At 42.6% G+C, this 26,337-nt stretch carries 20 protein-coding genes; 3 read left to right on the forward strand and 17 right to left on the reverse strand.

The genetic code is table 11. The annotated features are described in order from the left end of the window. Nucleotides 1-346: 346 nt before the first annotated feature. The 3 genes from pepV to ESZ50_RS05215 form a co-directional block, all read right to left on the reverse strand. A complete protein-coding gene (pepV, locus tag ESZ50_RS05205) occupies nucleotides 347-1,765 on the reverse strand; it encodes a dipeptidase PepV (protein ID WP_148622537.1) in 1,419 nt (472 codons plus the stop codon). A gap of 184 nt (nucleotides 1,766-1,949) precedes the next feature. Continuing rightward, nucleotides 1,950-2,636 (reverse strand): hypothetical protein, encoded by a 687-nt coding sequence (locus ESZ50_RS05210; RefSeq protein ID WP_148622538.1) that lies wholly within the window; start codon nucleotides 2,634-2,636, stop codon nucleotides 1,950-1,952. Between the two features lie 22 nt (nucleotides 2,637-2,658). Then, on the reverse strand, nucleotides 2,659-3,249 hold the full coding sequence (locus ESZ50_RS05215; RefSeq protein ID WP_148622539.1) for a hypothetical protein: 591 nt from the start codon (nucleotides 3,247-3,249) through the stop codon (nucleotides 2,659-2,661). A gap of 794 nt (nucleotides 3,250-4,043) precedes the next feature. Between ESZ50_RS05215 and ESZ50_RS05220 the strand changes: the two genes are divergently transcribed. Together ESZ50_RS05220 and ESZ50_RS05225 are read left to right on the forward strand one after the other, a co-directional pair. Then, on the forward strand, nucleotides 4,044-4,850 hold the full coding sequence (locus tag ESZ50_RS05220; RefSeq protein WP_148622540.1) for a polysaccharide deacetylase family protein: 807 nt from the start codon (nucleotides 4,044-4,046) through the stop codon (nucleotides 4,848-4,850). A 135-nt stretch (nucleotides 4,851-4,985) separates the two neighbouring features. Next, a complete protein-coding gene (locus ESZ50_RS05225) occupies nucleotides 4,986-5,837 on the forward strand; it encodes an NAD(P)H-hydrate dehydratase (RefSeq protein WP_148622541.1) in 852 nt (283 codons plus the stop codon). A 40-nt stretch (nucleotides 5,838-5,877) separates the two neighbouring features. Here ESZ50_RS05225 and ESZ50_RS05230 read toward each other — a convergent pair whose 3' ends face one another. From ESZ50_RS05230 to ESZ50_RS05295, 14 genes are all read right to left on the reverse strand, one after another. Then, entirely contained in the window at nucleotides 5,878-6,810 is a 933-nt protein-coding gene (locus ESZ50_RS05230; RefSeq protein WP_148622542.1) for a Ppx/GppA phosphatase family protein, read from the reverse strand. Nucleotides 6,811-6,825: 15 nt separating this feature from the next. Further along, entirely contained in the window at nucleotides 6,826-7,851 is a 1,026-nt protein-coding gene (trpS, locus tag ESZ50_RS05235; RefSeq protein WP_148622543.1) for a tryptophan--tRNA ligase, read from the reverse strand. Between the two features lie 196 nt (nucleotides 7,852-8,047). Then, the gene (gene helD, locus ESZ50_RS05240; protein ID WP_148622544.1) at nucleotides 8,048-10,339 is read right to left on the reverse strand and encodes an RNA polymerase recycling motor HelD; all 2,292 of its coding nucleotides are present in this window, start codon (nucleotides 10,337-10,339) and stop codon (nucleotides 8,048-8,050) included. 125 nt (nucleotides 10,340-10,464) lie between these two features. After that, nucleotides 10,465-11,814: a dihydrolipoyl dehydrogenase family protein gene (locus tag ESZ50_RS05245; protein WP_148622545.1), complete on the reverse strand. Its 1,350-nt coding sequence runs from the start codon at nucleotides 11,812-11,814 to the stop codon at nucleotides 10,465-10,467. A gap of 13 nt (nucleotides 11,815-11,827) precedes the next feature. Continuing rightward, the gene (locus ESZ50_RS05250) at nucleotides 11,828-13,345 is read right to left on the reverse strand and encodes an ABC transporter permease/substrate-binding protein (protein ID WP_148622546.1); all 1,518 of its coding nucleotides are present in this window, start codon (nucleotides 13,343-13,345) and stop codon (nucleotides 11,828-11,830) included. After that, on the reverse strand, nucleotides 13,338-13,742 hold the full coding sequence (locus tag ESZ50_RS05255) for a type II toxin-antitoxin system PemK/MazF family toxin (RefSeq protein ID WP_148622547.1): 405 nt from the start codon (nucleotides 13,740-13,742) through the stop codon (nucleotides 13,338-13,340). The genes ESZ50_RS05250 and ESZ50_RS05255 overlap by 8 nt, the downstream gene beginning before the upstream one ends. A 9-nt stretch (nucleotides 13,743-13,751) precedes the next feature. Beyond that, nucleotides 13,752-15,236: an alanine racemase gene (alr, locus tag ESZ50_RS05260; RefSeq protein ID WP_148622548.1), complete on the reverse strand. Its 1,485-nt coding sequence runs from the start codon at nucleotides 15,234-15,236 to the stop codon at nucleotides 13,752-13,754. A gap of 201 nt (nucleotides 15,237-15,437) precedes the next feature. Continuing rightward, the gene (gene cshA, locus ESZ50_RS05265; protein ID WP_148622549.1) at nucleotides 15,438-17,003 is read right to left on the reverse strand and encodes a degradosome RNA helicase CshA; all 1,566 of its coding nucleotides are present in this window, start codon (nucleotides 17,001-17,003) and stop codon (nucleotides 15,438-15,440) included. A 253-nt stretch (nucleotides 17,004-17,256) separates the two neighbouring features. Then, nucleotides 17,257-18,528, reverse strand: a complete 1,272-nt coding sequence (locus ESZ50_RS05270; RefSeq protein ID WP_148622550.1) for a UDP-N-acetylglucosamine 1-carboxyvinyltransferase — start codon at nucleotides 18,526-18,528, stop codon at nucleotides 17,257-17,259. A gap of 325 nt (nucleotides 18,529-18,853) precedes the next feature. Then, nucleotides 18,854-20,464, reverse strand: coding sequence for a CTP synthase (locus ESZ50_RS05275; protein ID WP_148622551.1), 1,611 nt, complete (start codon nucleotides 20,462-20,464; stop codon nucleotides 18,854-18,856). A 180-nt stretch (nucleotides 20,465-20,644) separates the two neighbouring features. Then, nucleotides 20,645-22,132, reverse strand: coding sequence for a ribosomal protection-like ABC-F family protein (abc-f, locus tag ESZ50_RS05280; protein ID WP_148622552.1), 1,488 nt, complete (start codon nucleotides 22,130-22,132; stop codon nucleotides 20,645-20,647). A gap of 267 nt (nucleotides 22,133-22,399) precedes the next feature. Next, a complete protein-coding gene (gene rpoE / locus ESZ50_RS05285; RefSeq protein ID WP_148622707.1) occupies nucleotides 22,400-22,990 on the reverse strand; it encodes a DNA-directed RNA polymerase subunit delta in 591 nt (196 codons plus the stop codon). A 72-nt stretch (nucleotides 22,991-23,062) separates the two neighbouring features. Continuing rightward, nucleotides 23,063-23,896, reverse strand: coding sequence for a Cof-type HAD-IIB family hydrolase (locus ESZ50_RS05290; protein ID WP_148622553.1), 834 nt, complete (start codon nucleotides 23,894-23,896; stop codon nucleotides 23,063-23,065). 9 nt (nucleotides 23,897-23,905) lie between these two features. Beyond that, nucleotides 23,906-25,270, reverse strand: coding sequence for an HD domain-containing protein (locus tag ESZ50_RS05295; protein WP_148622554.1), 1,365 nt, complete (start codon nucleotides 25,268-25,270; stop codon nucleotides 23,906-23,908). A 233-nt stretch (nucleotides 25,271-25,503) separates the two neighbouring features. Between ESZ50_RS05295 and ESZ50_RS05300 the strand changes: the two genes are divergently transcribed. Further along, nucleotides 25,504-25,941 (forward strand): YwiB family protein, encoded by a 438-nt coding sequence (locus ESZ50_RS05300; RefSeq protein WP_148622555.1) that lies wholly within the window; start codon nucleotides 25,504-25,506, stop codon nucleotides 25,939-25,941. Nucleotides 25,942-26,337: the final 396 nt, after the last annotated feature.

A 26,337-nucleotide genomic window follows, 5' to 3' on the forward strand; every position in this document is an offset into this window, starting at 1 on the left:
CTCCTGCTCCAATGACCGTAACGATTTACATATATATTATAAGGTATATCTCAATAAAATCAGCTATTTCTACAGATCTTCGCCGTTTCACCTCTGTAAATACTTTATTAATTCACAAAAAGTTCATATTCGCCCATTTTAATCTCAATAATTATAATAATTCATACAAATTTACTATATTCTTTCTGGAGGTTATAGAAGTTATCGAACAAATTAATGATTCTTTAAATACTTATTTGTCAGCGCTTTCACAGACCGGAATTATTGTCGATTCATTTAAAATTAATCAAAAAAAGACCAACAGACGTTGGTCTTACTTTTTCTTGATTAAATTCAGCTAAATATCTTAGTAATTTGCCAAACGTTCCATCGCATCAGCAAAGATCGCCATTGAACGAGTCAAATCAGCAACTGGATAGAATTCGTTAACTTGGTGCATTGTATCAGGAACACCCTCAAACATGGCACCAAAGGCAACCCCACGCTTCAAAAGGCGACCAAATGTTCCGCCACCGATAACTTGCTCAGCAGCTGGCAATCCAGTGTGATCACGATATGTTTGCAACAAAGTTTCAACAAGTGGATCATTTCCTGGAACGTAGTGTGGTCCCATACCATGACCCTCTTGAGCAACCTTTGCATCGAATTCTGCAGGCAAAGCCTTGCGCACGAATTCTTCAATTGCATCAGCTGTCGTATTTTGTGGGTAACGGAAGTTCAAATTAATGAAGCCGTCTTGATCAGCGTCAAAACGTTGAATACCAACGTTCATTGATAGATCACCCATCAAATCATCATGCTTTACAGCACCAATCTTGACTGACTTAGTATCATCATGGGCCTTATCACCAAGGAATACCAAGTACCCCTTAGCATTTGCACCAAAATCAAAATTCATCAAGAAGTTTGCTAGATAGGTTCCGGCATTCTCGCCAGTCTCTGGCATTGCTCCGTGAACCTGCTTACCATTAACAGTAAAGCTAATCGTCTTACCGGCAACAGTTGCCGATCCACTAATGCGATCCTCTTCTGCAAGATAGGCATTAAATGATGTCAACATATCTGCAGTTGCCTCAGTCTCAACAGTTGCAGTTGCAACTCCTGGCACCATGTTTGGTCGCTCACCGGCTTCAAAGTCAACCAACTTATATGTGCCACCATTGGTTCCAGCAAAACGTACGACCGTTGAAACATTTCCTTTTTCACCATTAATGATTGGGAATTCAGCATCCGGTGAGAAGCCCATTGTTGGCTCACCCATCTCTGCGAAGAAATCATCCATCCCAGTCCAATCGGACTCCTCATCAATTCCCATTACGAAAATCAACTTCCGCTTCAAAGGAATGTTTAGGTCCTTGATCATCTTCATGGCATAGTAACCTGCAAATGAAGGTCCCTTATCATCAGATGCTCCGCGAGCATACAAACGACCATTCTTAATCGTTGGAGTAAAGGGCTCAGTCTCCCACTTACTTAGATCACCTGCCGGCATAACGTCCAAGTGACCAATAATTGCCAATGATTCCTCTGCATCTTCAGGTCCCATCTCTGCATACGCAACTAGATTCTTATAGTTACCAGTGCGGAAACCATCCCGCTTAGCAAATTCTTCGAATTTCAATAATGCTTCTTTTGGTCCAGGACCCAAAGGCGCATCGGTTGTTGCTGCGGCATCATCACGAACGGACTTGATTGCCAACATTTCCTTTAAATCAGTCAGCAAAGTATCTTCATACTTTAATGCTTCCAAACGCCATTGTGTCATTTTCACGACCTCCGTTTAATTAAAATTATTATCATTATACAACTCTAATCCTAAACCTAGCAAAGTTTTCTTAATTTCACTTAATAAATTAATCCAACAGCTTTTTAGCTAATCCCATTAAGGCAGATCATATCAAAATCATTGGCAAGCAGTCCACAAGCAAGTTTCTCATAATTATCTTATTTTAAGCTTGTCCTTTATCAGCCTTAGTCAGTCCTGCTTTTTCAAGTTTGCCATTTACAGGCTCAGATTTCTTAACAACCTGCGTATCAACCATGACACCATGAAGCCCTTTGGCAATCATTCGGCCAATTGGCTTTGAAAACGGAGCGTGAATGGTTACAGACTTAACCTCTTGATCATCATTTTCATTTAAAATTCCTGAATCAGACAATTCCATATTTGATAATCGTACTGAGCGAACCCGAATGATCCCCGGCTTGTCCATTACATCATCATAGATCTGTGCAAGTTCAGCATCTAAAGCCTTAGTCGCTTCCTCGCTAACAACTAATTTTTGTGTTAGTGCTTTAGTTGCCGTTACAATCGCCTCATCCACGATTGCTTTCAATTCTGTTTCGCTTAGATTTTGATGGTCTGCCTGATATGTCTCAAAAGCGTCCGTAACTTCGTTCAACTCTGTTAATAGACCTTCCTGCTTCGTTTGTAAATTTGAAAGTGTTTCGACTGCCTTCTGTTTTTCAACCTCCGCCCTTTGCTTAGCCTCTTCGCTGACTTTTTGTAATTTTTCAGCTTTTGCCAAATCCAGCTTTTGTTGATTGATCGTCTTGTTTAATTCAACAGTCTTCTCTTTAATCATCGTCTCAACTTGTAAAGACGTATATGTTTCATCATTATTAAAAATTGCCATGCTTTATAACTCCTACCTAGTATTAATCAGTCAGTTCCACACCATGCAAACCTTGCGCAATCATCCGGCCAATTGGCTTTGAGAACGGAGCATGTAGTGTCAATGCCAAAACCTCTTGGTTATCATCAGCTACAGGCGCATGTAAATCAGATAGTTCTAAATTAGCAAGCCGGATTGAGCGAACGCGAACAGTCCCTGGCTTATCCATCACATCATCATAAATCGCCGCAAGCTCACCTTCTAAATTAGCAATCTTGGCTACTTGTTGAGCGAGCTGTTCCTCATAGCCTTGCTTAATTTTTAAACCTAACTCGGTCAACTTATCATCAAACCTGTTTAATTCACCTTTGACACTATCGTAATCTTTTTCAAGGGCCGCATACTTCTTTTCAGACTGCTCTAAAGCGCCGACCTCATTTGCAATATTTTGATCTTTTGCCGCCATCTGTGTCTCAAGCGTTTGATTTTTAGTCAATAATTCCTCAACTGTTTGCTTTAGCGACTGCAAACTTTCCTCGTAATTCTCGATAACCTCTCGACCGTTATAGGTCTCGGCAGCAACCGCCTTGGCAACTAGCTCATTAACTTCTTCTTGTGTGTATCGTCCGGCCATATCAATTCTCTTCTCTCATTTCAATCTTGTAATAAATCAATACTGTTATTATTCATGTTTAATATTTATATGTCCAGCCCCATTTGGTGACTACAATTAAAAATCCACCAAGCAGTTCTGCTCCGTGGACGGTTTTCGTTGAGTCTTGCGACGCTCAACTAGGGCTACCCTTTCGGCCTCCCTAATATTCAATTGTAAGAGACTTATCAGAAGTCTAGGCTGCAGTCCTAAACACCTGTCCCTGATAAATCTAACCAAATCATCTATTTAAGCATTAACAAACAGTACCCACATTACCCGTTCACAATAAGTTACATTGCCGATTCTGTCACCAAAATCTGAAAAAGCGAGCCGTGTCGGGTCAGGTAAGTAACTTAGGTTTAGTCTTTCATCATAAAAATATGATTATCAAACCTCATACCTACACTGATTGCTAATGACACCAAGAGTTGTCAACATCAAGACGTATGTTTATCGAATTATATTCAGATACTTTCGTAGATCTTGGGTCATTACTGCGACACGCCCATGCGGATTAAAGTTTGTAATGTAATAGCTGAAGTTGAGAATGAATTTTCGACCAAGCTCATTACCACCTTTCCTTTGGTACACCATTATAATATCACTATCTGCAAGCGCTTACAAGCGAAACGTTTTTTAATCAAACTAACGTATAATATCCAAACCCGTCCTCAAAACCAACTGAGATAAAACTATTGAAAACGTCATAAATGGTGTTATCTTATTATTAATAGTATCTACAATCAATATCCCTTACGAATCTGAGGTCCTTTATGCCTATTAAATTCCGCTCACTCTTAATCACATCTATCACCGCTCTATTGGCCTGTCTCCTATTTTTAATCTATCCCCATATCGTTACCAGCCACGACGTTGTCAGCAAAGCACTTGCTCGTAAACAAAGTGCAGCCCAGAGCAGCTCTGCTTTAGCTGCATCTGCCGCAGCCGCTTCAAGCAAGCAAAATTCTGACAGTGTGATTTATCTAACTTTCGATGATGGTCCCAATGCAACCACAACACCACAATTATTACAAACTCTAAAGACTAAGCAGGTTAAAGCAACCTTTTTTGTAACTGGCAACGGCCCCGATAACTTAATTAAGCAGGAATACGATGAGGGCAATCGCATTGGCTTGCACACGTACACACATAACTATGCGGAGGTGTATAGTTCGATCGATAACTATTTTAATGATTTAGAGCGAATCAATGAACGCGTAATCGCAATCACCGGTTATCATTCTAAACTTGTCCGAGTGCCAGGCGGAAGTGCCAATACTATCAGCAACAGTTACTCGCCAAACATAATGAGCTACATTCTACCGGAAATCCGTAATCGTGGTTATCAATATTTTGATTGGAACGTATCGGCCGGTGATGGCTCTGTTCAGACCAATTCCGATCAACCATATAATTCAGTCATCAGTGAATTACAACCCCATCGTGATAATGTTGTTCTCATGCACGATACAAAACAAACATCCGTCGATGCCGTCGGGCGAATCATCGACTATGCCAATCAGAATGGCTATCGCTTTGCCCTCCTAGACACAAATAGCTACCCCGCTCAACAACGCTAGTCTAACTTTCAAATGATATGCGTTGTTTAGTTTTGCTACTACCCAATTCTAACCAAGAAATTCAATCGCATATTCACAATCAGTCGACTTTTAGGGTTATAATTTAAATAACATCGTAATCCAGGGAGAGCTCATATGACAGAAGAACTTACAGCAACCATTGTCCATGAAATTATTCAAAAACGACCAAGCAATTCACACAAAGGTGACTTTGGGCGTGTTTTGATAATTGCCGGTAATCAACAATTCGGTGGTGCTGGACTAATGGCCACCGCGGCGGCTGTAAATGCAGGTGCCGGGCTAGTTACTCTGGCCACTGATCCCGTTAATTTGACGGCCCTTCACGTGCGCACACCAGAAGCAATGTTCATTGACTGGCATGACGACGCCGAATTAAGCTCCGCCATTGAAAAATCAGATGTTATTTTGATTGGACCTGGCCTCGGTACTGATGAGTTTGCTATTCGGCTTGTCAAAAAAACCTTTGCTCTAGCCAAAGGTAACCAACGCCTGGTTGTTGATGGCTCTGCATTGACCGTTATGGCACAAAATAACCTTGTTTTCCCACTCAACGTCTTTAGCGTTGCCACTCCTCACCAAGGTGAATGGGAGCTATTAAGTGGCATTAAACTTGCTTATCAAGATAACATGTCGCTTAACAATGTCCAACGCTCAATTTTGAATGCAAATACTTTAGTTCTCAAACAACATCATACAATTGTGATGTCTGACCAACGCGAGTTTCAGTTGAAGCTTGGTGGACCTTACATGGCTGTTGGGGGCATGGGTGATACCCTTGCTGGAATTATCGCCGCCTTCCTTGCCCAATTTACTAATGCAACCAAAGCGACTGAAGCAGCTGTCTATGTTCATTCAGCGATTGCTGAACAGATGGCTCACCACTCGTATGTTGTTAAACCAACTATCATCGCCGACTTTTTGCCAAATTACATGGTTCAAATCAAATCAAATCTCGATCAAGAATAACCGTAAAAAAAGACTAACCAATCAATGGTTAGTCTTTTTTCTACTTTATCTTCATGCGATATTCTTGCAAAATCCCTTCACGGACCCCAGATGCTGAGAAAACAATTCGCTCAGCACCGGTCTGCTTAATTAATTCTACCAAGGGTAATAATCCAGAAATGATAATATCCGCTCGGTTAGCCTCAGCTCCTAAGAGCAGCGCTCGTTGATCCTTGCTCATCTCTGTCATCTCATTAAATGTGTTTAAAACATCAAGCGCCTGCATTTCATACCCATGAAAGTTATTCGTAGTTGTCAAATGATGTTGTTGTCGGCTAAGCCGTGCAAGCGAACGATTTGCTCCACCAAGAACAACAATTGGTAAAGTCACTGCCTCATCCAACCAAGGCAACTTTTCAAATTCCTGACACACGTACTTCTGCGCTCGCATAATGTTTGCTGGCTCGATCACAGCCTCACCATTCAAATGAAACTTCTCTGCCAAGGTCACTGCCCCAAAAGGCAAAGAGATAAAATTAGCAGCCATCCGCTCTTCAATGCCGACCAACTCAACCGAAGCTCCACCTGTGTCTAAAAGCCAAGCATCGTCAATCTGTAAAGCCGAGAACGCACCCAAATAATCATAATAGGCCTCTTGGTCGCCTGTAAGAACTCGGATTTCCACGCCAACCGCGTGATAAACCCGGTCCAAGAATTCAATTTGATTACTTGCTTCGCGCACAGCGGCAGTAGCAATTCCTAAAACCTGTATATCAGGATAGTCACGATAATCAGCCTCGAATTCCATTAGTGCGGCAACCACACGATCCATCGCTAGATCCGTTAAGGCACCTTCATTTCGATCCATCCCCTCAGCAAGTCGAGTATCCAACTTACGCCGCTTCAATTCAACATACTCACCATTGTCTTGAAACTCTTCAACAACCATTCGAGTTGAATTAGAACCCAAATCAATCACTGCTAAATACTTCATAAGAACTTCCTCTAATTAGCTCCAGTAGTTAATGCCCATTGCTGCGCGAACTTCTGTCATTGTAGCCTGTGCCGTTTGACGGGCCTTTGCAGATCCGTCGGCTAACATTTGCATAACCTGCCCACGGTCGGCCGCATACTGAGCACGGCGCTCACGCATCGGTGCGAATTCTTGATTAAGCACCTCAAAGAGATACTTCTTAATCTTCATATCGCCCAAACCACCCGCTTGATATTGGTTCTTCAAGTCAGCTACCGTGGCTGTGTCCTGATCAAAGATATCCAGATAGGTGAAAACCATATTTCCCTCAACATGCCCTGGATCTTCCACCTTGATATGCGTGGGATCTGTATACATTGACTTAACTTTGGTCCATAAAGTATCTTCATCATCACTAATATAAATAGCGTTGTTCAACGACTTTGACATCTTCGCATTTCCGTCAAGGCCTGGAATTCGCCCCTGCCCCTTTGGTGGAAAGACGCCTTGTGGTTCCACAAGAATATCTTGTCCGTTGCCATAATAATGATTGAATGAACGAATCAATTCACGGGTTTGCTCTAACATTGGCTCCTGATCATCACCAACTGGCACTACGGATCCTTTGAAAAGAGCAATATCAGCCGCCTGTGATACTGGATAAACAAAGAAGCCCGCTGGAATACTCTCACCAAATCCTTTTTGTTGGATTTCCGCTTTAACAGTTGGGTTTCTTTGCAAACGAGCGATTGAAACTAGGTTCAAAAAGTACTCGGTTAATTCTGATAATTCTGGTACTGCTGTTTGCACAAAAATCGTTGATTTAGCTGGATCAATTCCAACCGCCAAATAATCCAACGCAACTTCAAGCAATGAATTATGAATCTTCTCTGGATCGCGAGCGTTGTCAGTAAAAGCTTGCTTATCTGCAATCATGATATAAGGATCATATTCACCAGAATTTTGCATTGCAACACGATTTTTAAGCGATCCAACATAGTGTCCAATGTGCAACTTGCCTGTTGGTCGATCACCAGTTAGTAACACTGACTTTTCTGTCATAAGTTAGCTCCTTCTAGTAGCACCTGCCACTGATCACGTGGAAATAAAATTTGATTGTAACTGCCCTGCATTAAAAAATCCTTTTAAGGCTTTACCGTTCACCAAAATCCCACGCGATTTTCCCTACGAACAAGCGCAGGTAGATTTAATTTGTCGCTTATTATTGTAAGCATTTTTGACCATTATCACAACACCATTATGCAAGCCATGTTAAAGTTGGTGCCACTCGTTCAATCAATGGTGTCACAGTTCCAACACTAATCAGAATTAATTCGTGCATTGCACGTGATGCCAACGTATATAAAAGCCCATTTGCTAACTGATCCGGATAGTTATTTGCAGATACATCAAAGCCAATTACCGCGTCAAATTCCAATCCTTTAGCAAGGTAGATTGGCATAATCAATATCTGAGCCGTCCGCGTTCGATCATCTGCCGTTAGTAACTGAACTGCTTGTGGGTAGTCTGCTAACATTTCTGCAACCTGTTCAGCCTGCACTTGTGTTTTGGTCAAAATTGCAACGGTCTTCCACTTGTCGATCTGTTGATCAACTAGCTGGCTCAACTTTGCTTGAACATGTTCTCTATCAGTAAGTGCCAACTGAGGTTTCTCGCCACTTCGTGTAAAAGAAACAATTTGATCGCCATCCGGCAACAAAGCCTTTGCAAAATTCATAATTTCCTGTGTGGAGCGATAGGCTTTATTCAAGACAACCAAAGTTGGCGATTGAGCCGTAAAGGCTTCACTATAACGTTTCAAAAGACTAGCTGGCTTTTCGACTGGCCGGAAAAGTGCCTGCTCGCTATCACCAAGTAATGTAAACTTCGCATTTGGAAAGGCATGTCTCAAATAGAGGAGCTGAGCCATTGAATAATCTTGCATCTCATCAATAAAAATATAATGCATAGCCTGATTCGTACCATAACCGCTCAATAAATCACGCAAATATAAAATTGGTGTCGCATCTTCTAAATCAATTCGGTGGTACTCCAATTCACGCAAGAAACGTTCTTGTTTCGCCAACCACCAATCAGACTGCTCTGGATTTCTCTCAGCCAGATAACTCAAAAAGTCTGCATATTGTTCATATACATCAAAGAAGAAGCCATTATAAATTGCATCCGCCACACTTTGTAGGCTTCGTTCCAAATACCGTTTGCCCGCCAGAGCCATTGTATCTGCAATACTATCTTCCTCGGCCACTTTTTCAGCCACCTCTTCATCTAGAAGATCATTGTACTGATACTCGTCCATGTTGTTCAAAGCTTCCAAGACCCAGTCATCATTCACCATTCGTTCAATTCGCCGACTAAGGCGTTCATCTAATCTTTTTTGCGTTTGAACAACTCGTTCACGAACCGAATAGGCCGGTGATAGCTCTGCAAAAATCCGTTCCATTGCCGTACTGGTAAAAAAAGCACTTCCTTGGTAGTTAATATCCGCAAAGCGAATTGTTGTCGCCGTCAATTGTTGAACGTATTCGGCTAGATACGTAAAGATTGTCGCACTTTCAAGCGTCGTTCGAATCATATTACTAGCCGAGTCGCCACGATTTGGACCATCTTCATAACGGTCAAACAGGCTTTGCACCTTTAGCCCCTGTAACCGTGCAGACAAAAACTCAGCTAACGTCACCTGGCGCATATTTCGTTCGCCCAAGGATGGCAATACATCCGCGATATAGGCCGAGAATAACCGATTTGGCGAGAATAGCACAATCTGATCACTATTTAAATCTTCACGCGCATGGAATAACAAGTACGCGATTCGCTGTAGAATTGCAGAAGTTTTACCCGAACCGGCAACTCCTTGGACCACCAATAAATCACTCGTAGTATCACGGATAATTGCGTTTTGCTCCTGCTGGATGGTCGCCACGATGTTTCGCATCGTACTATCATTTTCTTGACCCAAGGCATATTGAAGCATCTCATCGCCCACAGTCTCATTGGTATCAAACATATTCACAATTTGCGCATCATCAATATTAAATTGGCGCTTTTTCACTAGATCAGCCCGTTGCTCACCAGCCGGTGTTGGGTAGGTCACTGGACCCAAGGTACCGTTGTAATAAATCCCACTGATTGGAGCACGCCAATCGTAGATCAGAAAATCTTGCTGACCATCCTGAAGTGAAGCAATTCCAATATACAATTGTTCCTGCTCACCAGATTCATTAATGTCAATGCGACCAAAGTAAGGACTAGGTCGTAAATCAGTTAGGGTATCAACAACCTTCTTCATAATTGATTCAGTTTCCACAACCCGAGCCACGATGTTACGTTGTTGCTGCACCTCAGCATTTGTCTCCATAGCATCATCTAATTCGATTGTATTAATCGAAATATTGTTTAGGTAGTTTCCTTCGACTGCTCTTGTCTCGGCATGGGCCTCTTCGTAAGCTTGTTGAGAACTTACAATTTGCTCATCGATAATCGAAACCACTCCGTCAAGGCGTTGCTGTTCAGCTCTTTTATCTTCGTTCATTTCTCACCCCTCATCTATCTACATTCCTAACTATTCTAGTATAGTCCTTCCTTATCGACAACAACCTGTTTCAATCAAAAAAAACGAACGAAGATCATCTCTTCGTTCGACTAATTCGAATTTAATTAATCCATTCCGCCACCCATAAAAGCGGTCATATCAGATCCCAGTGATGGATATGAATACATTTCTTTACGCATATCTGCTTGAGTTTGTTTACGGTTAATTGCACTAGTGAAGTAGTTGATCAATTCATCGGCATGAGCAGCCAAAACGCTGGCACCAACAATTACCCCTTGTTGATCAAGAATCACCTTTGCCTGTGCTACTGGTTCAAGATTACGGTAGTATCCCATCCAATGGCTCATATCAAAACTTTCAATAGAATAACCTTGCGTCAAAGCAACCGCTTCAGTAATACCAACTTCACCCAACTTTGGCGAACCGAATACTACCACAGGAGTTGCTGGAAAGACCATTGGTCCATTTGCCGGATTTAGAATGTGACCAGCTACATAACGCGCTTCAGCTGAAGAAGTTGGTGTTAGCTTTGGTACTGGGAGGTTTGCAACATCCCCCACCGCATAGATGTGTTCAGTTGTGGTCCGCAAATATTCATCAACCTTGATTCCGTTACCCTCAACTTGAACCCCAGCCGCTTCAATATTCAACTGATCAGTATTGCCTTTTCGGCCGGCCGCCAAGAAGGCCGCTGCAACCGTCAAAGTTCTACCATCGGTTGCATGCAAAGTAACTCGCCCATCAGCCGTTTGAGTTACTGTATCAGTATCAAACATAAATTGGAAATTAACACCCTTAGCCGTCATTTCCGCAACCATCGTAGCAACCATATCCCGATCGAAGCCCCGCAAAACTACATCATGCTTCAGAACCAAATGAACCTTTGCCCCCGCTGCCAACGCAATATTTGCAAACTCAATTGCGATAAAGCCACCACCAATTAACGTGATTTCATCCGGCATTGTTGCCAAATTTAGAAAATCCTCATTATCTAATAGATAGTGATCACCCGGAACGTCCAAACGAGCAGGTCGTGCCCCTGTGGCGATAATCCAATTATTGGCTTTAATCGTATTACCTGGTAATTGGACAGTCTGGTCGTCTACAAATTCGGCATGTCCATAACGGTGTGCAATACCAGCTTCATCTAAACCAACAATTTTACGTGCAGTGATCGGTTCAGTAAAGGCCATCTTATGACGCATCAATGTTGTCCAGTCCAGTTTTACATCACCCACGACACCCGCACCCGCAAGGTGCTCAACTTGATCCTTTGCCTCGACCGCTGCCAAGAGCATCTTCTTTGGATCGCAACCATAATTGGGGCAAGTTCCGCCCCACAAATACTCTTCAATAATTACAACTGACTTGCCGCCCGCCTTTAAAGCAAACGCAGCTGATAGGCCAGCCGGACCAGCACCAATAATTCCAACGTCAAAATGTTCAAGTGTCATAAGGGCTTCTCCATTATCTTGCTAGTATGTGATGTTCGACCAAATAATCTTTAGCGACCTTACTAGCTGGCTCATGTTTCACATTAACTAAGTAATTCATCTCCTGCATGTCTGCATCAGTAATTTTCCCAGCTAACTTATTCAACGACTGTACATAATCAGGATGCTTCTTTGCAAAAGCATTCTTCATCAGCGGAACTGCTTGATAAGCCGGAAAGAACCGTTGATCGTCTTGCAGAACTTGTAAATGATACTGCTTTAGCTGAGAATCTGTACTATATGCATCAACAATCGAAACCTTCCCTTGTGCAATCGCCTGATATCGCAACGTTGGATCAAAACTTGTCGTTGGAATACCCGTCAGGTCATACGTCTGTGCAATTCCCGGCCAACCATCGGTCCGATCCAAGAATTCTGCTGTCATTCCCGCACTGGCATTCGGCAATTTATGTAAGTCACCAATTGTCGTTAAGCCATACTTCTTAGCAACTGAGCTGCTAACAGCAATTGCATAAGTATCGTTAAACTTAGTTGGCTTACCAACCGTTAAATTCAAATTCTTAGCAACTTTCTTGGCTGCCGCATACGTTGTCTCAGCTGATGCACCTTTAGGTAAAGTAACTGGCTTACGCGCAATATCTGACAAAATCGTTCCTGTAAATTCGGGATAGATATCAATATCATCACTTTTTAAGGCGTTGTACAAAAACGAGGTCGTGCCAAGACTATCCTTCGTAATCACTTTAACATGCGGATCATCGGCTTGAATTAGGTCTTTGTACATTTCAATTAGAATCGTCGGCTCAGAACCCAATTTACCAGCAATCACAACCGTACTGCTTTGCTGCGAGACAAGCTTTGGTACAAAGGTCCCCACAGTAATCGTACCTAACAAACCGATAACAATCGCCCAGCGCAACTTTCCACGTGTCTTACCAATAATTTGAATCAGTAGCGTTGCCAAAATCGCCAGCAAGGCCGACGTAATCGCCCCAATCAACAATAGATTGTTATCATTACGATCAATTCCCAATAAAATGAACGACCCCAAGCCACCTGCTCCGATTAAGGCGGCTAACGTGCCAGTCCCCACAATCATCACCGTCGCTGTTCTTAGGCCAGCAATGATATTAGGCGTTGCCAATGGAAAGCGAACCTTCCACAAAATTTTATTCCTTGGTAAACCTAACGCAGCTGCTGAATCAATCAATTCCGGTTGGACTTGTGATAGGCCAAGGTAGGTATTTTGAAAAATTGGCAAAAGTGCATAGACGACTAACGCCGTCAATGCAGCCGGAAAACCAATCCCAACAATCGGGATCATCAACGCTAACACTGCCAAAGACGGAATCGTCTGTAAGATCCCGGTTATTTGTAGAAATATCTCTGCAATTCGCCGATGGCGCAATGCCCAAATTGCTAGAGAAATTGCCAGTATCGCCGCAATTACTAAAGCAAAGGTTGTCAACTGGATGTGCTGCCATAAGGCAAGCACCAAATCATCCCAGCGAGTGACTAATGTATTAATCATTTCTACCTATCTCCCGCTCATCGTTCCCCAAAGCAAGACCTAAGCTGATAATCAAAGCATGATCAACCTTCTGCATTAATGTTTGTGGCAAATTCCCCAATTTGTCTTGTAAACGGCGCTTATCAATCGTCCTAATTTGTTCAGCTAGAATCACCGAATCACGTGCAACACCTGTCACATTAATGGTTGACGGCATCGCCACGTGGGTTGGTAATTTAGTCTTTGTCATTTGTGCCGTAATCGGTGCAACAATCACCGTCGGCGAGAAATTATTTCCAACATCATTCTGGATAATAATCACTGGGCGTTGTCCGCCCTGTTCTGAACCTCTAACGGGCGATAAATCAGCAAAGAAAATATCACCACGTTTGATTGGTTCACGTATTTTTTTATGCATACTGCTTCCTCAATCAACTAAATATCTTGGCAATCGCGCCGATAAACTTGTAGCAATCTCATATGGGATCGTCGCCATTCGATCAGCCAAATCACCCAATGTAATCGTCTCATTAGTAACCTGTCCGATCAATGTTACGACTGTCCCAACTGGTACTTCACCCGGCAAACGAACCATTAACTGATCCATTGCAATTCGTCCAACAACTTCGACTGAACGTCCATCTGGCAATAGTCCCCGCATACCTTGTAATGCTCGTGCGTAACCATCAGCATAGCCAATTGGCAATGTCCCGATCCATTCAGTCGTTTGAGTTGTATAAGTTGCCCCGTAAGAGATCGACTCACCGGCTGGCACTTGCTTTACATGAACCAATTCAGTTTTCAAACTGAGGACTGGCTCTAATTCACGTTGTTTCAAAGCCCCTTGTGACGGATCAAAACCATACATTCCAGCACCAACACGAATCAAATCTGTACTTGGTTGTTCATGCCACAGCGCTGTCCCAGAATTTGCTACATGTAATAAAACAGTGTCCGCCAAATTCAAATCAGCTAGAATCGTCTGCCAACGTTGTAATTGCTTTTCAAAATACGCTACATTCTCACTATCAGCTGTGGCGAAGTGCATTCCGATACTATGTAATCTAAACTGACTTTGTTCCTCGATAAAAGTGAGGGCCTCTTCCAAAGCCTCAGCATCTCGAAATCCAATTCGGCCCATTCCAGTATCAACCGCTGCCCATACCGTCAAACAATCAGCTGATTGGAGTGCTTCTTTGGCCGCCTCTAGCCAGCTTTTTGAGGTCACTACTGGAATCAACGCGTATTCTGCTAAAATGCTAGCATCCTCAGCCGGAGTCACACCGAGGACCATAATTGGTAGATCAACTCCATAATTTCTCAACCAGAGACCCTCATCCATTGTTGCAACAGCAAAACCATCTACACCAGCTGCCAAAGCTGCTGTCACGATTGGTCGCATACCGTGACCATAGGCATTCGCTTTCACAACCGCAAAGAAACGCTTAGCATTGGTCAATTCACGAATATAGTTTACATTATGTTGCAATGCCTGTTGAGAAATTTCGATCCACGCTGGCCGATGAATGCTAACTACTTGTCCAAGGTCTTCAATCTGCTCTAAAATAACTGAGCTATGTACTGCATTACCAGTATGTGATATTGAAATATGTGCAATTAGCTGGTCAAGCTTCGGATGCTTAACAATCACTGGTTGACCGGCTTCATTTGGCAGAATCTCTAAATCTTGCCATGAAACTGCCGCACCAATGCCCGTTCCCAAGGCCTTTGAATAAGCTTCCTTCGCAGAGAAACGACCTGCTAGAAATTCATCGCGGTGTTTACCCTTTTTATCGTTATAAATCACTTTTTCTGCGGGAGTCAAAATCACATCAATAAATCTTGGTCGGCGTTCAGCAATTTTAGCAACTGCGTCGATTTCCTGTGCATCAATTCCATTTCCAAAAATCATAATTTTCCTCCCTCGAGATGTTATCTATTATTATAACAACCTTGTAAAGTAGAAGGTATCCTTCTCATCGAATCTTATTTTTCTCTAGGTTTGTCAAACAATTATAACGCAAAAAAAATGACCCAAATAGTAGCTATTTGAGTCATCCTTCAAAGATTATATATTATTCGATCGTTACCAGCAAAAGGTTTCGATCAATTTTTAATCGTTATTACGAATTACAAAGTCGCGACTTGAGCGACGAGGTGCTCCTGATTGACCACGTTGTGAGCGGTCACCAGAACCGGTCCGTGAACCACGATCGTATGAACGACGCTCACGACTACCGCGCTCGCTACGGTCACCACCACTACGGCGATCACCACCACGGTATCCGCCACGACGACCATTACCACCGCCTTGACGTCCGCCATCACGACGTCCACCACCAAAGCCTGAACGCTTACGTGGCAAAGGACGCTCATGTGACAAGCTAAAGCTCTCATCCATCTCGGCAACATTTGCAACGGCACTCAACAAAGCAGCTGCCAAAGTCTTGGCATCATACTTCTCAACAAGTCCCTCGGCTGCTTCTGCAAACAATGATGCATCAACAGCGCTAACAGCGGCTTCAACTGAAGCTGAGGCAACAGACAAACGACCAGCCACAGCTTCTTCGCGTGTTGGTGGCTTAAGAGGTTGCATCCGCTTCTTAGTTAGCTTCTCAATGTCCTTCAAGTAATCCATCTCAGCATTTGTAACAAAGGTTACTGAGTTACCATGCGCTCCGGCACGACCAGTACGGCCAATACGGTGAACATATGATTCAGGATCTTGTGGAATGTCAAAGTTATAAACATAAGTAACACCAGAAATATCCAATCCACGGGCAGCAACATCAGTTGCAACCAAGATCTCGATTTCTTTAGCTTTGAATTGCTTCAAAACTTGTGAACGCTTTTGTTGTGTTAGATCACCATGAATACCAGCAGCCTTAAAGCCACGTAATTCAAGTCCGCGTGTCAATTCATCCACACGACGCTTTGTGCGACCGAACAAAATTGCCAATTCTGGTTGTTGAACGTCCAAAATCCGTGTCAAAGTATCAAACTTTTCGTTATCACGAACTCGTACATAATATTGGTCAACCAAATCAGTAGTCAATTCCTTAGCAGCAATTTGGATGTGCTCAGGATCTGTCATGAATTGCACACCAATACGCTTGATTGCCGTTGGCATCGTTGCTGAGAACAACAATGTTTGACGCTTATCTGGCACAGCCTTCAAGATTGACTCAATGTCTTCCAAGAATCCCATGTTAAGCATTTCATCAGCTTCATCCAAAACCAATGTCTTAACATTGCCAAGCTTAATTGTCCCACGATTAATGTGGTCAATTAGTCGTCCTGGCGTTCCAACAACGATGTTTGCACCGTGATTCAAGTTAGTAATTTGGCGGCGAATATCTGACCCACCAAAGACCGCTTGTACTCGTACATGCTTATCGCGTCCCAACTTGAACAATTCTTCCTGTGTTTGGATTGCAAGTTCACGTGTTGGTGAGACGATCAGCGCTTGTACGTCGCGACTATTTGTATCGATCATCTCCAAGATTGGCAAACCAAAGGCAGCTGTCTTACCAGTACCAGTTTGGGCCTGCCCAATCACATCTTTCCCAGCCAAAGTCAAAGGAATCGTTTGTTCCTGAATGGGGGTTGCCTCTACATAGCCATGCTTTTCAATGGCCGTCAAAAGATCTTCACTTAGACCTAGTTCTGAAAACTTCAAAATATTTCCTCCACTGCGTCCCTCGGGCGAGGAACTAAAAAGTCTTGAACAGTTCTTTATTAATTAAATGTTTGAACGGGGCACAATCCGGCGCCCTCTCCCTTGTTCAATTTAAATACCGTTCAATCTGTAACTTATCTATAATACCGTGCTCTATCGCAATTAGCAAGGTAAGGAATCACAATTAAACAATGTAAACCCTTACCTAAAAATAAAAAATGACAGGGCGCACCATGTCATTTTTCATAAATATTTAGGCTTCATCGTCATCAATAATTTGGATGTCACCATTTAAGAATGTCAGTTTGTGAATCAAACGGTCATATCCTCGTAGAATATGTTCCGCGTCCTCGATGACCGTAATCCCATCCGACATCAAACCACCAATTACCAAGGCTGCTCCAGCACGAATTTCCGCCGCTTTAACAGTATTTCCGGTGTGTTGACTGCTTTGGTTAATCTCGATTAGACCTTCACTTGGCACTTGAATACTCATCCCAAGCTTATTTAGCTCTGGAATATGGCGTGTTCGAGCCGGATAAATCGTCTCCAGAATTGTGGATGTTCCGGCGGCTTTGGCCAATAATGGTGTAATCGGTTGTTGTAAGTCAGTCGCAAAGCCTGGAAACGGTGCCGTTTGAATTGAAATCGGCTTAAGTACATCCGTCTTTGGTACGAAAATTGAATCTTCACGCACATCAAGTTCAACGCCTGCTTCAATCAGCTTTGCCGTAAAGGCCTCCATATGCTCGGGAATAATGTTTTTCACCAAAACCCCATCACCTTGGGCTGCAGCCATTGAAAGATACGTTCCAGCCTCAATCCGATCTGGAATAATCGTATGTGTATTATGCGCCTCTAAGCGCTCCACACCAACAATTCTGATTACATCAGTTCCAGCTCCACGTACTTGCGCTCCCATATTATTCAAGAAAGTCGCCAAGTCAATAATTTCAGGCTCTTTCGCTGCATTCTCGAGGATCGTGGTCCCCTTAGCTTTGACGGCAGCTAAGATAATATTCATCGTAGCACCAACCGAAACCATGTCCAAGAAAATTCGAGCACCCTTTAAACCTTCTGGCGCATCGATATAAATCGTATCATTTTCTTCCCGAACTCGAGCACCAAGCGCTTCAAACCCTTTAATATGTTGATCAATTGGCCGTGGACCAATATTATCACCACCTGGGAAAGTTACCGTAGCGCGCCCAAAGCGCCCTAAAAGTGAGCCCATAAAATAATATGATGCTCGCAATGACTTGATTGCTGTACTTGGTAACTCCGCCTCGACAATATCGGTCGGGTCGATGGTTAGCTCGCCACCCTTAAAGTCTGAGGTTACGTTCATTGATTTTAAAATTAATTGTAAATTTTGAACATCTAAGATGCCTGGCACACTATCGAACTTAACCGCAGTGTCAGCTAAAATTGAGGCCGGAATCAATGCAACCGTTGAGTTCTTTGCTCCGCCGATTGTCACTTCGCCGCTCAAACGCCGTCCGCCATGGATTAACAGCTTTTTCATGACTATATCCTTCTCACAGTAAAACCGACAAATCCCCCGTAGCTTATCGGTTCTATTTCTTTCTAACTTTTTCAATCTAAATTGCCTTATGTACAAGACACTTCAAGCTACTAAAGCTTTTCCATTTATGAGTGTAACCGAAATGACACATTTAAACAAGAATTGCGGGCTATTTTAATAGACCTTTGCAATTACTTATAAAATTTCGTACAACCGGTAAACAACCATGGCGATTCAAAACATCTTGGCACAAAAAGCAGATCAATAAAAAGAGGTGAATGCCCTCAAAATGAGTTCATTCACCTCTTAGTTAGTTAATTAAACTTTACTTAGCCTCTTTTTGTGCCAAAGCGGCCTTAACAAAAGCTGCATACAAAGGTTCTGGACGATCTGGTCGTGACAAGAACTCTGGATGGTATTGAGCTGCAATAAAGAAGTCATTTGCTGGTAATTCAATAATCTCCATCAAACGATCATCAGGTGATGTTCCCGCAAAGACCATTCCAGCATCTTCGAACTGCTTACGATAATCAGTGTTGAATTCGTAACGGTGACGATGACGTTGTTGAATCTCTTCAGCTTCATAGATTGCCTGCGTTTGTGTTCCCTGCTTTAACTCAGCTGGATACAATCCCAAACGTAATGTTCCACCACGGTCCGTTACTTCCTTCTGGTCGTTCATCAAAGCAATTACCGGCGCTGAAGTCTCAGGATTCAATTCGATTGAATTTGCATCTTCATAGTTCAAGACGTTACGAGCAAATTCGACTGATGCAAGTTGCATTCCTAAGCATACCCCAAGGAATGGTCGGTTATTCTCACGAGCATATTGAATTGCAGCAATCTTACCTTCAGTTCCACGAGCACCAAAGCCACCTGGAACCATAATTCCGTCGGCATCACCAACCAATTCGGCCACATTATCGACTGTAACATGTTCGGAATTAATCGCGTTAATCTCAACATCTGCATCAACAGCATAACCACCTGCACGTAAGGCTTCGTTAACTGAAATATAGGCGTCCTGCAGGTCAGCATACTTACCAACCAAAGCAATCTTCAACTTCTTGTGCAAGTTACCAATATGATCAACCATCTTAGACCACTCATGCATATCAGCTTCAGGCGCTTCAAGTCCCAAACGCTTCAAAACCACATCATCCATATTTTGTGCTTGCATGTTCAAAGGAACTTGATACAAGATATCAGCATCCAATGACTCAATAACTGCTTCCGGAGCAACATCAGTGAAAAGTGCCAACTTTTCGCGCATTTCTTGTGTGATTGGTTGCTCAGTTCGAACAACTAGCATGTCAGGCTGAATACCATAAGAACGCAACTCTGCAACAGAGTGTTGTGTAGGCTTGGTCTTCATCTCACCCGCTGCCCGCAAATATGGAATCAAAGACGTATGAATATAGGCCACATTCTCTGCACCAACTTCACGCTTCATTTGACGCAATGCCTCAATGAATGGCAAAGACTCAATATCGCCAACAGTTCCACCGACCTCAGTGATCACAATATCAGCGCCCTTAGTCTCGGCTGCTAACATCATCTTTTCTTTCAGTGCATTGGTAATATGCGGGATTACTTGCACAGTAGCGCCATCATAATCACCACGGCGTTCCTTAGCAAGGACCTCTGAATAGATTCGACCTGACGTCACATTTGAATACTTATTTAAATTAATATCGATAAAACGCTCATAATGTCCCAAATCAAGATCTGTTTCCAAACCATCATCTGTGACGAAGGTCTCACCATGTTGATATGGTGACATTGTGCCTGGGTCAACATTAATATATGGATCGAACTTTTGTACTGCAATCTTAAAACCACGCGCTTTTAACAAACGTCCTAGTGATGCTGCTACGATTCCTTTTCCTAGTGATGAAACCACCCCACCAGTTACGAAAATGTACTTTGTTGCCATGTATAAAATTCCTCCGTATTTGCGCGTTTGAATATCTAACAATCTCTGGGGCACACTCACGTTAATTAACAAAAAAAACAAAAGAACTCCCAATGCCATCACTGACCTTGGGAGCTTGGTTTATTTTCTTAACCGTTCAGCAAATATATACTGAGCCCGGAACTATATACTACATAATATTTACGGTTTTGTCAACTCAACGATGTCCGTCGCAACTTGATTAATGAAATCCCGATCATGTTCAATTAATAACATCGTTGGTCGCATTGTCTGAATCAACTTTGCCAGTTGATCGTGATTAAAGACATCGAGATAATTTAGCGGTTCATCCCAAATGTATAATTCGGCTGGGGTGGCTAGACTGCGAGCAAGCTCAACCTTCTTTTGTTGCCCCATACTCATATTTTCAATGCGCTCTTTAAAAACAATTCGATCCATCCCCAATTTCTTCAAATTGGCTAACAAATCGTTTAACTCGATTTGCTGCGTCTTAGCAAAATCAGCCAAAGTCCCATGATAATTGGTAATTTGTCGAACCGCCGATATTTTCAAAGATTGCGGTAGCTGATAGTTTCCCTGAACACTGCCAGTAAACTCATTCAAAAACACCTGCAAGAGGCTCGATTTTCCACGACCATTTGCCCCCGTAATCGCAATCACTTGATTTCTCGCAAGTTCAAAACTTACCGGCTTAAACAATGGTTCAGTCTGATACGAAACCGTAAGTTCCTCCACCCGCAAAGGGACTTGATGGTGACTTGAAACAAAATTAAGCGTTAAATCCTCAATGGCCTCAATATCCTTTAATAAGTCGCTCTTCGCCTCGATGTCATTTTGCATCCGCTTTTCAAGATGCTTAGCCTTCTTCATTACCCGAGCAGCCCGAGCACCGATAAAGCCAGTATCATTGATTGATCCAGAGCCCTTCACGTGTCGTTGCCCATATTTATCGCCTTCACGTGACTGGGACCATGCCGCCTTATCACGCGCCGTCTTTTGCAAACGACCAATTTCATTTCTTAACTTAGCATTTTCAGCTTGTTCGAAGTCATCGCGTAACTCTTTTTCCGACTCATAAGTTGCAAAATTCCCTTGATACAGTCTAATTTGTGTCCGTTCAATCGCTAAAATATGATCAGTCACCTGATTCAGAAATTCGCGGTCATGACTTACAACGATATAGCTACTTTGTTTAGCCAAATAATCTGCCACAAGTTGTCGACTAAAAGCATCCAGATGGTTTGTTGGTTCATCAATTAATGCAAACCCATTTTGCGCTAAAAACAAAACCACTAATAAAGCCTTGGTCTGTTCGCCACCTGATAATGTATCAAACGGTCGCCAGAGCATTTCAAGATCTGCCCCCATCAAAGACAGTTCTCGTTCAATCTCCCAAAGTTCAAAATCAGCCAACGATTTTAAAACGTCGTATGTCAAATCCGTCTCGTTCTGAACCGGCTGGGGGAAATATTTAAACTGCTTAGTTGTATTGATCGGACTGTCAACTGGTAATGTTCCACGCAAAATATTTAATAACGTTGTTTTCCCACGACCGTTACGCCCGACCAACCCTAAGCGCCATTGATCGTTAATATTAATTTGCGCATGATCGAAAATTGTTTGTTGACCATAGTTAAAGTTCAAATTATTAATTTCAATACTCGACATAAAAAGCTCCTCTCTCACAGCACGTGAAAAAGAAGCTCCCAATTACACAGGACGCCCTTCGTTCACTAAGCCATGAATGCAATCTAAATAGACTTCTAAAGTCTATCTATCCTAATAACACGCATTTAGGGCTTAGTTCTTCAATGGACGATACCTACCTTTTTTAATCTGTTGTATAGGTTAACATAGATTACGGTGCTTGACTAGTTTTACAAACAAAAAAATACTCTCGATAAACGAGAGCATTTTACAGATGCATGATCAAGCTTAACGCTCGATATCACCACTACCATAATCGTCATCAACATTGGTCGCGATACCACCGATATCTTCACCAATACCTGATGATACTTCATCAGAGTAGTCTTTATCATCATCACTGTCGTCATCGTCAGCATCATCGTCGTCTGCATCAGTAGTTGCAGCCGTCTCCTCTTCCTCAACGTCAGCGAAATCGTCATCTTCTGGATCATCGTCGTTATAATCAATAACGTCGTCATCATCTGCAACGTCTGCTAAGAAGGCGTTAATCTTCTTGCGTCGCTTCTTCTTTGGTGCGCCATCTTCTTCTTCAAGATCCAAGTGAACGGCTTCATCAATAGAATCAAATGGATACCATGAACGAAGTCCCCACATGTTTTCACCCAAAGAGATGAATGAACCGTCGATATTCAAATCGGTATAGAATTGTCCCAAGCGCGCACGAATCTCTTCGTCTGTCTTGCTGGTAAATGTCTGTACCTCATTCAATAAATCACTGAACGCCATTGCTTCATGACCCTCATTCAAAATTGCACGAGCCACTTCAATCATTGAAAGCTCAGCCTTATCTTGGCCGTCAAACTGTGTTAATGCCAAATCACGCACGTCCTTTCGCGGTCTTTTACTCAATACTATATTTTATCTCATTTGGTGTTGTTAGACAAGGAACTAATCTAACTCTGGGACTGTTTTTCCCAAAGCCCACTTCTCCAAAGCCAACGCAACACCGTCTTCATTTTGACTCAGCGTTTGTGCGTTTGCAGCCGCCTTTAGCTTATCAACCGCATTTCCCATCGCCACACCAAGACCAGCTGCTTCAATCATTGTCAGATCGTTTTCTTGATCGCCCAAGGCCATCGTTTCGTGCATATCCACCCCAAGATGTTGAGCCAAAATCTTCAATCCTGCACCCTTAGTTGCCTGGGCATTCATGAATTCCAAAAAGTTTGGTGTCGATTTAACTACGTAATACTTGTCACGAATCGCTTTAGGTAGCGCTGCTTCAAATCTTTGGACATCCTCAGCACCGGCAATCATCATCATTTTTACATAGTCCATATCAGCGGTCATTTCGGCCATCGGCGTGATCTTTAATGGCATCTTAACCAGATAATTCTCACCACTAGCTTCATGCGGGATGATCGTATTAGTTGTATATGCCGCGTCCTTCCCTTCAACTTGCATGTAAGCTCCTAGCTCATCAGCCAGTTGACGTAATTCTTGATACGCTGCTAGATCCAATTGTGCCCCACCAAGCGAAATCCCACTAGTCGTTTGTACCATACCACCATTATAGTTAATGACGAACTGATCATCTTGATCGTTCAAGCCCAACTCATTCAAGTAGTCCACCACACCCAGCAATGGACGACCAGTCGCCAAAACAACCTTAACACCCGCCTGCTTAGCTGACTGAACCGCCGCTTTGACCCGTGGCGTGATCTGGCGTGCTGAATTAATCAAAGTATCATCGATATCAATTGTTACTAACTTTATTGCCATTTTTAACCTCTAATCTTCTATTGGTCGAATAAGTTCATCATTATGCACAAAACGCTGAAAATCAGCATAAATAGGCGCCATCACATCATCAATCGCCTGTTCCTCCAGCATTTCACGTGGGAAGAAAAAGCGTGCATCACCGTAATACCGACCAGACATTGATCGAACTAACGGACTGGCATCGGATAGTTCAATTTGGCTGCCATCCGCCTTTACCAACTCAATTTGGGTCTGCGGTTTCTTCGTATTTGGTCGATAAATATCATATGATAAATCAAAACTATCATTTTCGGCAGTGTAATACTCCGGGCTAAAGCCAGCCATTGCAATAATTTCACGTAACTTTGGCAACAGATCCCCAACTGTTTCGTTAAGTACAATTGATTTCAGCTGGTGCCGATCCAAGAAGCGTACTGCTAGATCAGCCAGAATTGAATCTTCTGCAAAGCGCCAAGTATTGATTGCTGCAATAAACACTGCATCATCTAATTTCAAATAATAACTTACATCGCGGTCGCCAGCAAATAATGGACGTAGCGCCACTGGAATGAAGTCAATCGAACGCATTGAATCATGCTGACTCAATTCATACAGGTACTGCACCCGTGCCAGCAAGGCCGAAAGCAACACCTCCAAAGCACGTGAAACAGGATGAAAATAGACTTGGACATACATTTGATAACGCGAAATGACATAATCTTCAACCGCATTCATTGAACGGTGATCAAAAGCAATTCCGTTCTTCGTTGGGCGCATCATCTGAATCAAGCGTGACAAATCAAAGCGGCCGTATGTTGCCCCTGAATAATATGCATCGCGCAATAGATAGTCCATGCGATCCGCGTCGATTTGACTTGAAATCAACTGAACTACTTGCTTGTTCGGATAAGTCTTGCCAATGACGGCCGCTACTTTCTCTGGAAAATCAGCTGATACATTTCTGAGCACCTGATTAATTTCAGTAGTTTCAGAGAGAATAATTGCCTGGGTGTAAGCTTCATGATCTGTACCAAAAATATGCTCAAACGTATGTGAATAAGGCCCGTGACCAAGATCATGCAGTAATGCTGCCACTAATAGCAACAAACGTTCCTTTGGATCCCAACGGCCGTCACCAACTTCGACTGTCGCATAGTAACGCTCCAGATGTTCTGCAAATTGGCGCGCAATTTCATAAACCCCTAGCGAATGGGCAAAACGTGAATGCTCGGCGCCATGAAATACTTCGGCTGTGATACCCAATTGTTTAATTCGCCTTAATCTCTGAAATTCACTCGTATCAATTAGATCAAGAATCACTTGGTCCTGAACCCTAATTACGTCATGAACTGGATCACGGAAAATCTTTTCATTTTTAAGTTTTTGATCTGACATGGCGTATCTCCATTATCTTCTTAAACTGTCTAAACACAGCTACACTAATCAAGAAAGAATTAGTTAGTGTTGTGAACATATATAGTCTAACCGTAAGTTTAACATATTTTATCTATCCATTAAACGAGGCCCATCTCATACCGTAGTAAGCTAATTCCATCAAACGTACCTGATTGACACGCATTCTGCGCTATAATGAAAAGAAAGCGGCAAACAAAAAAGGGGGCTCAGCAATGGCTAATCCAATGCCTGGTACACCAGTACAAGTTCGTATCAGTACCAAAATAACTCAGGCTGAACAAAGTGAGGTCTTTAATTTCACTGAGACCGGCACACTCATCAAAATGGGACAAACGCTCTATTTACGTTATATCGAACATGATCAGGACGGTCTAGCGACGCCTGTAACCTTTAAATTATCCGATGATGGCGAAATTCACCTGACCCGCCATAACGATAACGAAGTGCGGATGCACTTTGCACCACAAGGTCATTTCAACACTCGGTATGCCACCCCAGCAGGCACAATTTTACTTGGCGTTCATACTGAGCGAATCCGATCGACCTTTGAGCCCACGCCTTTAACCGGTGAAATCGAGGTTGATTATATTTTATCCGCTCAAGATGCACCATTAGGCAGCTATGAAATCAGAGTTAAATTCTCTGAATAGGCATCAAAGATCTCTTTGCTAGCCAAATTGATCTTTCAAGATCAATTTACATTCAAAAGAACCCAATGACAAAATGCTCAGCAAACGTCATCAGGTTCTTTTTTGATTAATTATATATTTTTGTCTTATTTTTAGGATATTTGCTAATCGATTAGACACAAAAGCCCACCACGCAAGAGGGGGAACGCAATGGTGGGCTATCACTGGCTACTAACGCAACCAGCAATGGGGTGTTATTTAATTTGGGGAACTAAATAACATTTCATGTACTTTGGGGAGTAATGAAATCCACTAGGATTAGTGGACATCTATTAATATACCGAACATCTGTAACAAAAATGTAAACATAATGTTTCACTTTGTTTACAAAATATAATTATATATATTTTTTATTAT

The organism is Weissella muntiaci, assembly GCF_008107635.1.
Lineage (GTDB): Bacteria > Bacillota > Bacilli > Lactobacillales > Lactobacillaceae > Weissella > Weissella muntiaci.

Coding starts and splice junctions, on each gene's coding strand:
- pepV (WP_148622537.1), bottom strand. CDS start 1,765: ATGACACAATGGCGTTTGGAAGCATTAAAGTATGAAGATACTTTGCTG.
- ESZ50_RS05210 (WP_148622538.1), bottom strand. CDS start 2,636: ATGGCAATTTTTAATAATGATGAAACATATACGTCTTTACAAGTTGAG.
- ESZ50_RS05215 (WP_148622539.1), bottom strand. CDS start 3,249: ATGGCCGGACGATACACACAAGAAGAAGTTAATGAGCTAGTTGCCAAG.
- ESZ50_RS05220 (WP_148622540.1), top strand. CDS start 4,044: ATGCCTATTAAATTCCGCTCACTCTTAATCACATCTATCACCGCTCTA.
- ESZ50_RS05225 (WP_148622541.1), top strand. CDS start 4,986: ATGACAGAAGAACTTACAGCAACCATTGTCCATGAAATTATTCAAAAA.
- ESZ50_RS05230 (WP_148622542.1), bottom strand. CDS start 6,810: ATGAAGTATTTAGCAGTGATTGATTTGGGTTCTAATTCAACTCGAATG.
- trpS (WP_148622543.1), bottom strand. CDS start 7,851: ATGACAGAAAAGTCAGTGTTACTAACTGGTGATCGACCAACAGGCAAG.
- helD (WP_148622544.1), bottom strand. CDS start 10,339: ATGAACGAAGATAAAAGAGCTGAACAGCAACGCCTTGACGGAGTGGTT.
- ESZ50_RS05245 (WP_148622545.1), bottom strand. CDS start 11,814: ATGACACTTGAACATTTTGACGTTGGAATTATTGGTGCTGGTCCGGCT.
- ESZ50_RS05250 (WP_148622546.1), bottom strand. CDS start 13,345: ATGATTAATACATTAGTCACTCGCTGGGATGATTTGGTGCTTGCCTTA.
- ESZ50_RS05255 (WP_148622547.1), bottom strand. CDS start 13,742: ATGCATAAAAAAATACGTGAACCAATCAAACGTGGTGATATTTTCTTT.
- alr (WP_148622548.1), bottom strand. CDS start 15,236: ATGATTTTTGGAAATGGAATTGATGCACAGGAAATCGACGCAGTTGCT.
- ESZ50_RS05270 (WP_148622550.1), bottom strand. CDS start 18,528: ATGAAAAAGCTGTTAATCCATGGCGGACGGCGTTTGAGCGGCGAAGTG.
- ESZ50_RS05275 (WP_148622551.1), bottom strand. CDS start 20,464: ATGGCAACAAAGTACATTTTCGTAACTGGTGGGGTGGTTTCATCACTA.
- abc-f (WP_148622552.1), bottom strand. CDS start 22,132: ATGTCGAGTATTGAAATTAATAATTTGAACTTTAACTATGGTCAACAA.
- ESZ50_RS05290 (WP_148622553.1), bottom strand. CDS start 23,896: ATGGCAATAAAGTTAGTAACAATTGATATCGATGATACTTTGATTAAT.
- ESZ50_RS05295 (WP_148622554.1), bottom strand. CDS start 25,270: ATGTCAGATCAAAAACTTAAAAATGAAAAGATTTTCCGTGATCCAGTT.
- ESZ50_RS05300 (WP_148622555.1), top strand. CDS start 25,504: ATGGCTAATCCAATGCCTGGTACACCAGTACAAGTTCGTATCAGTACC.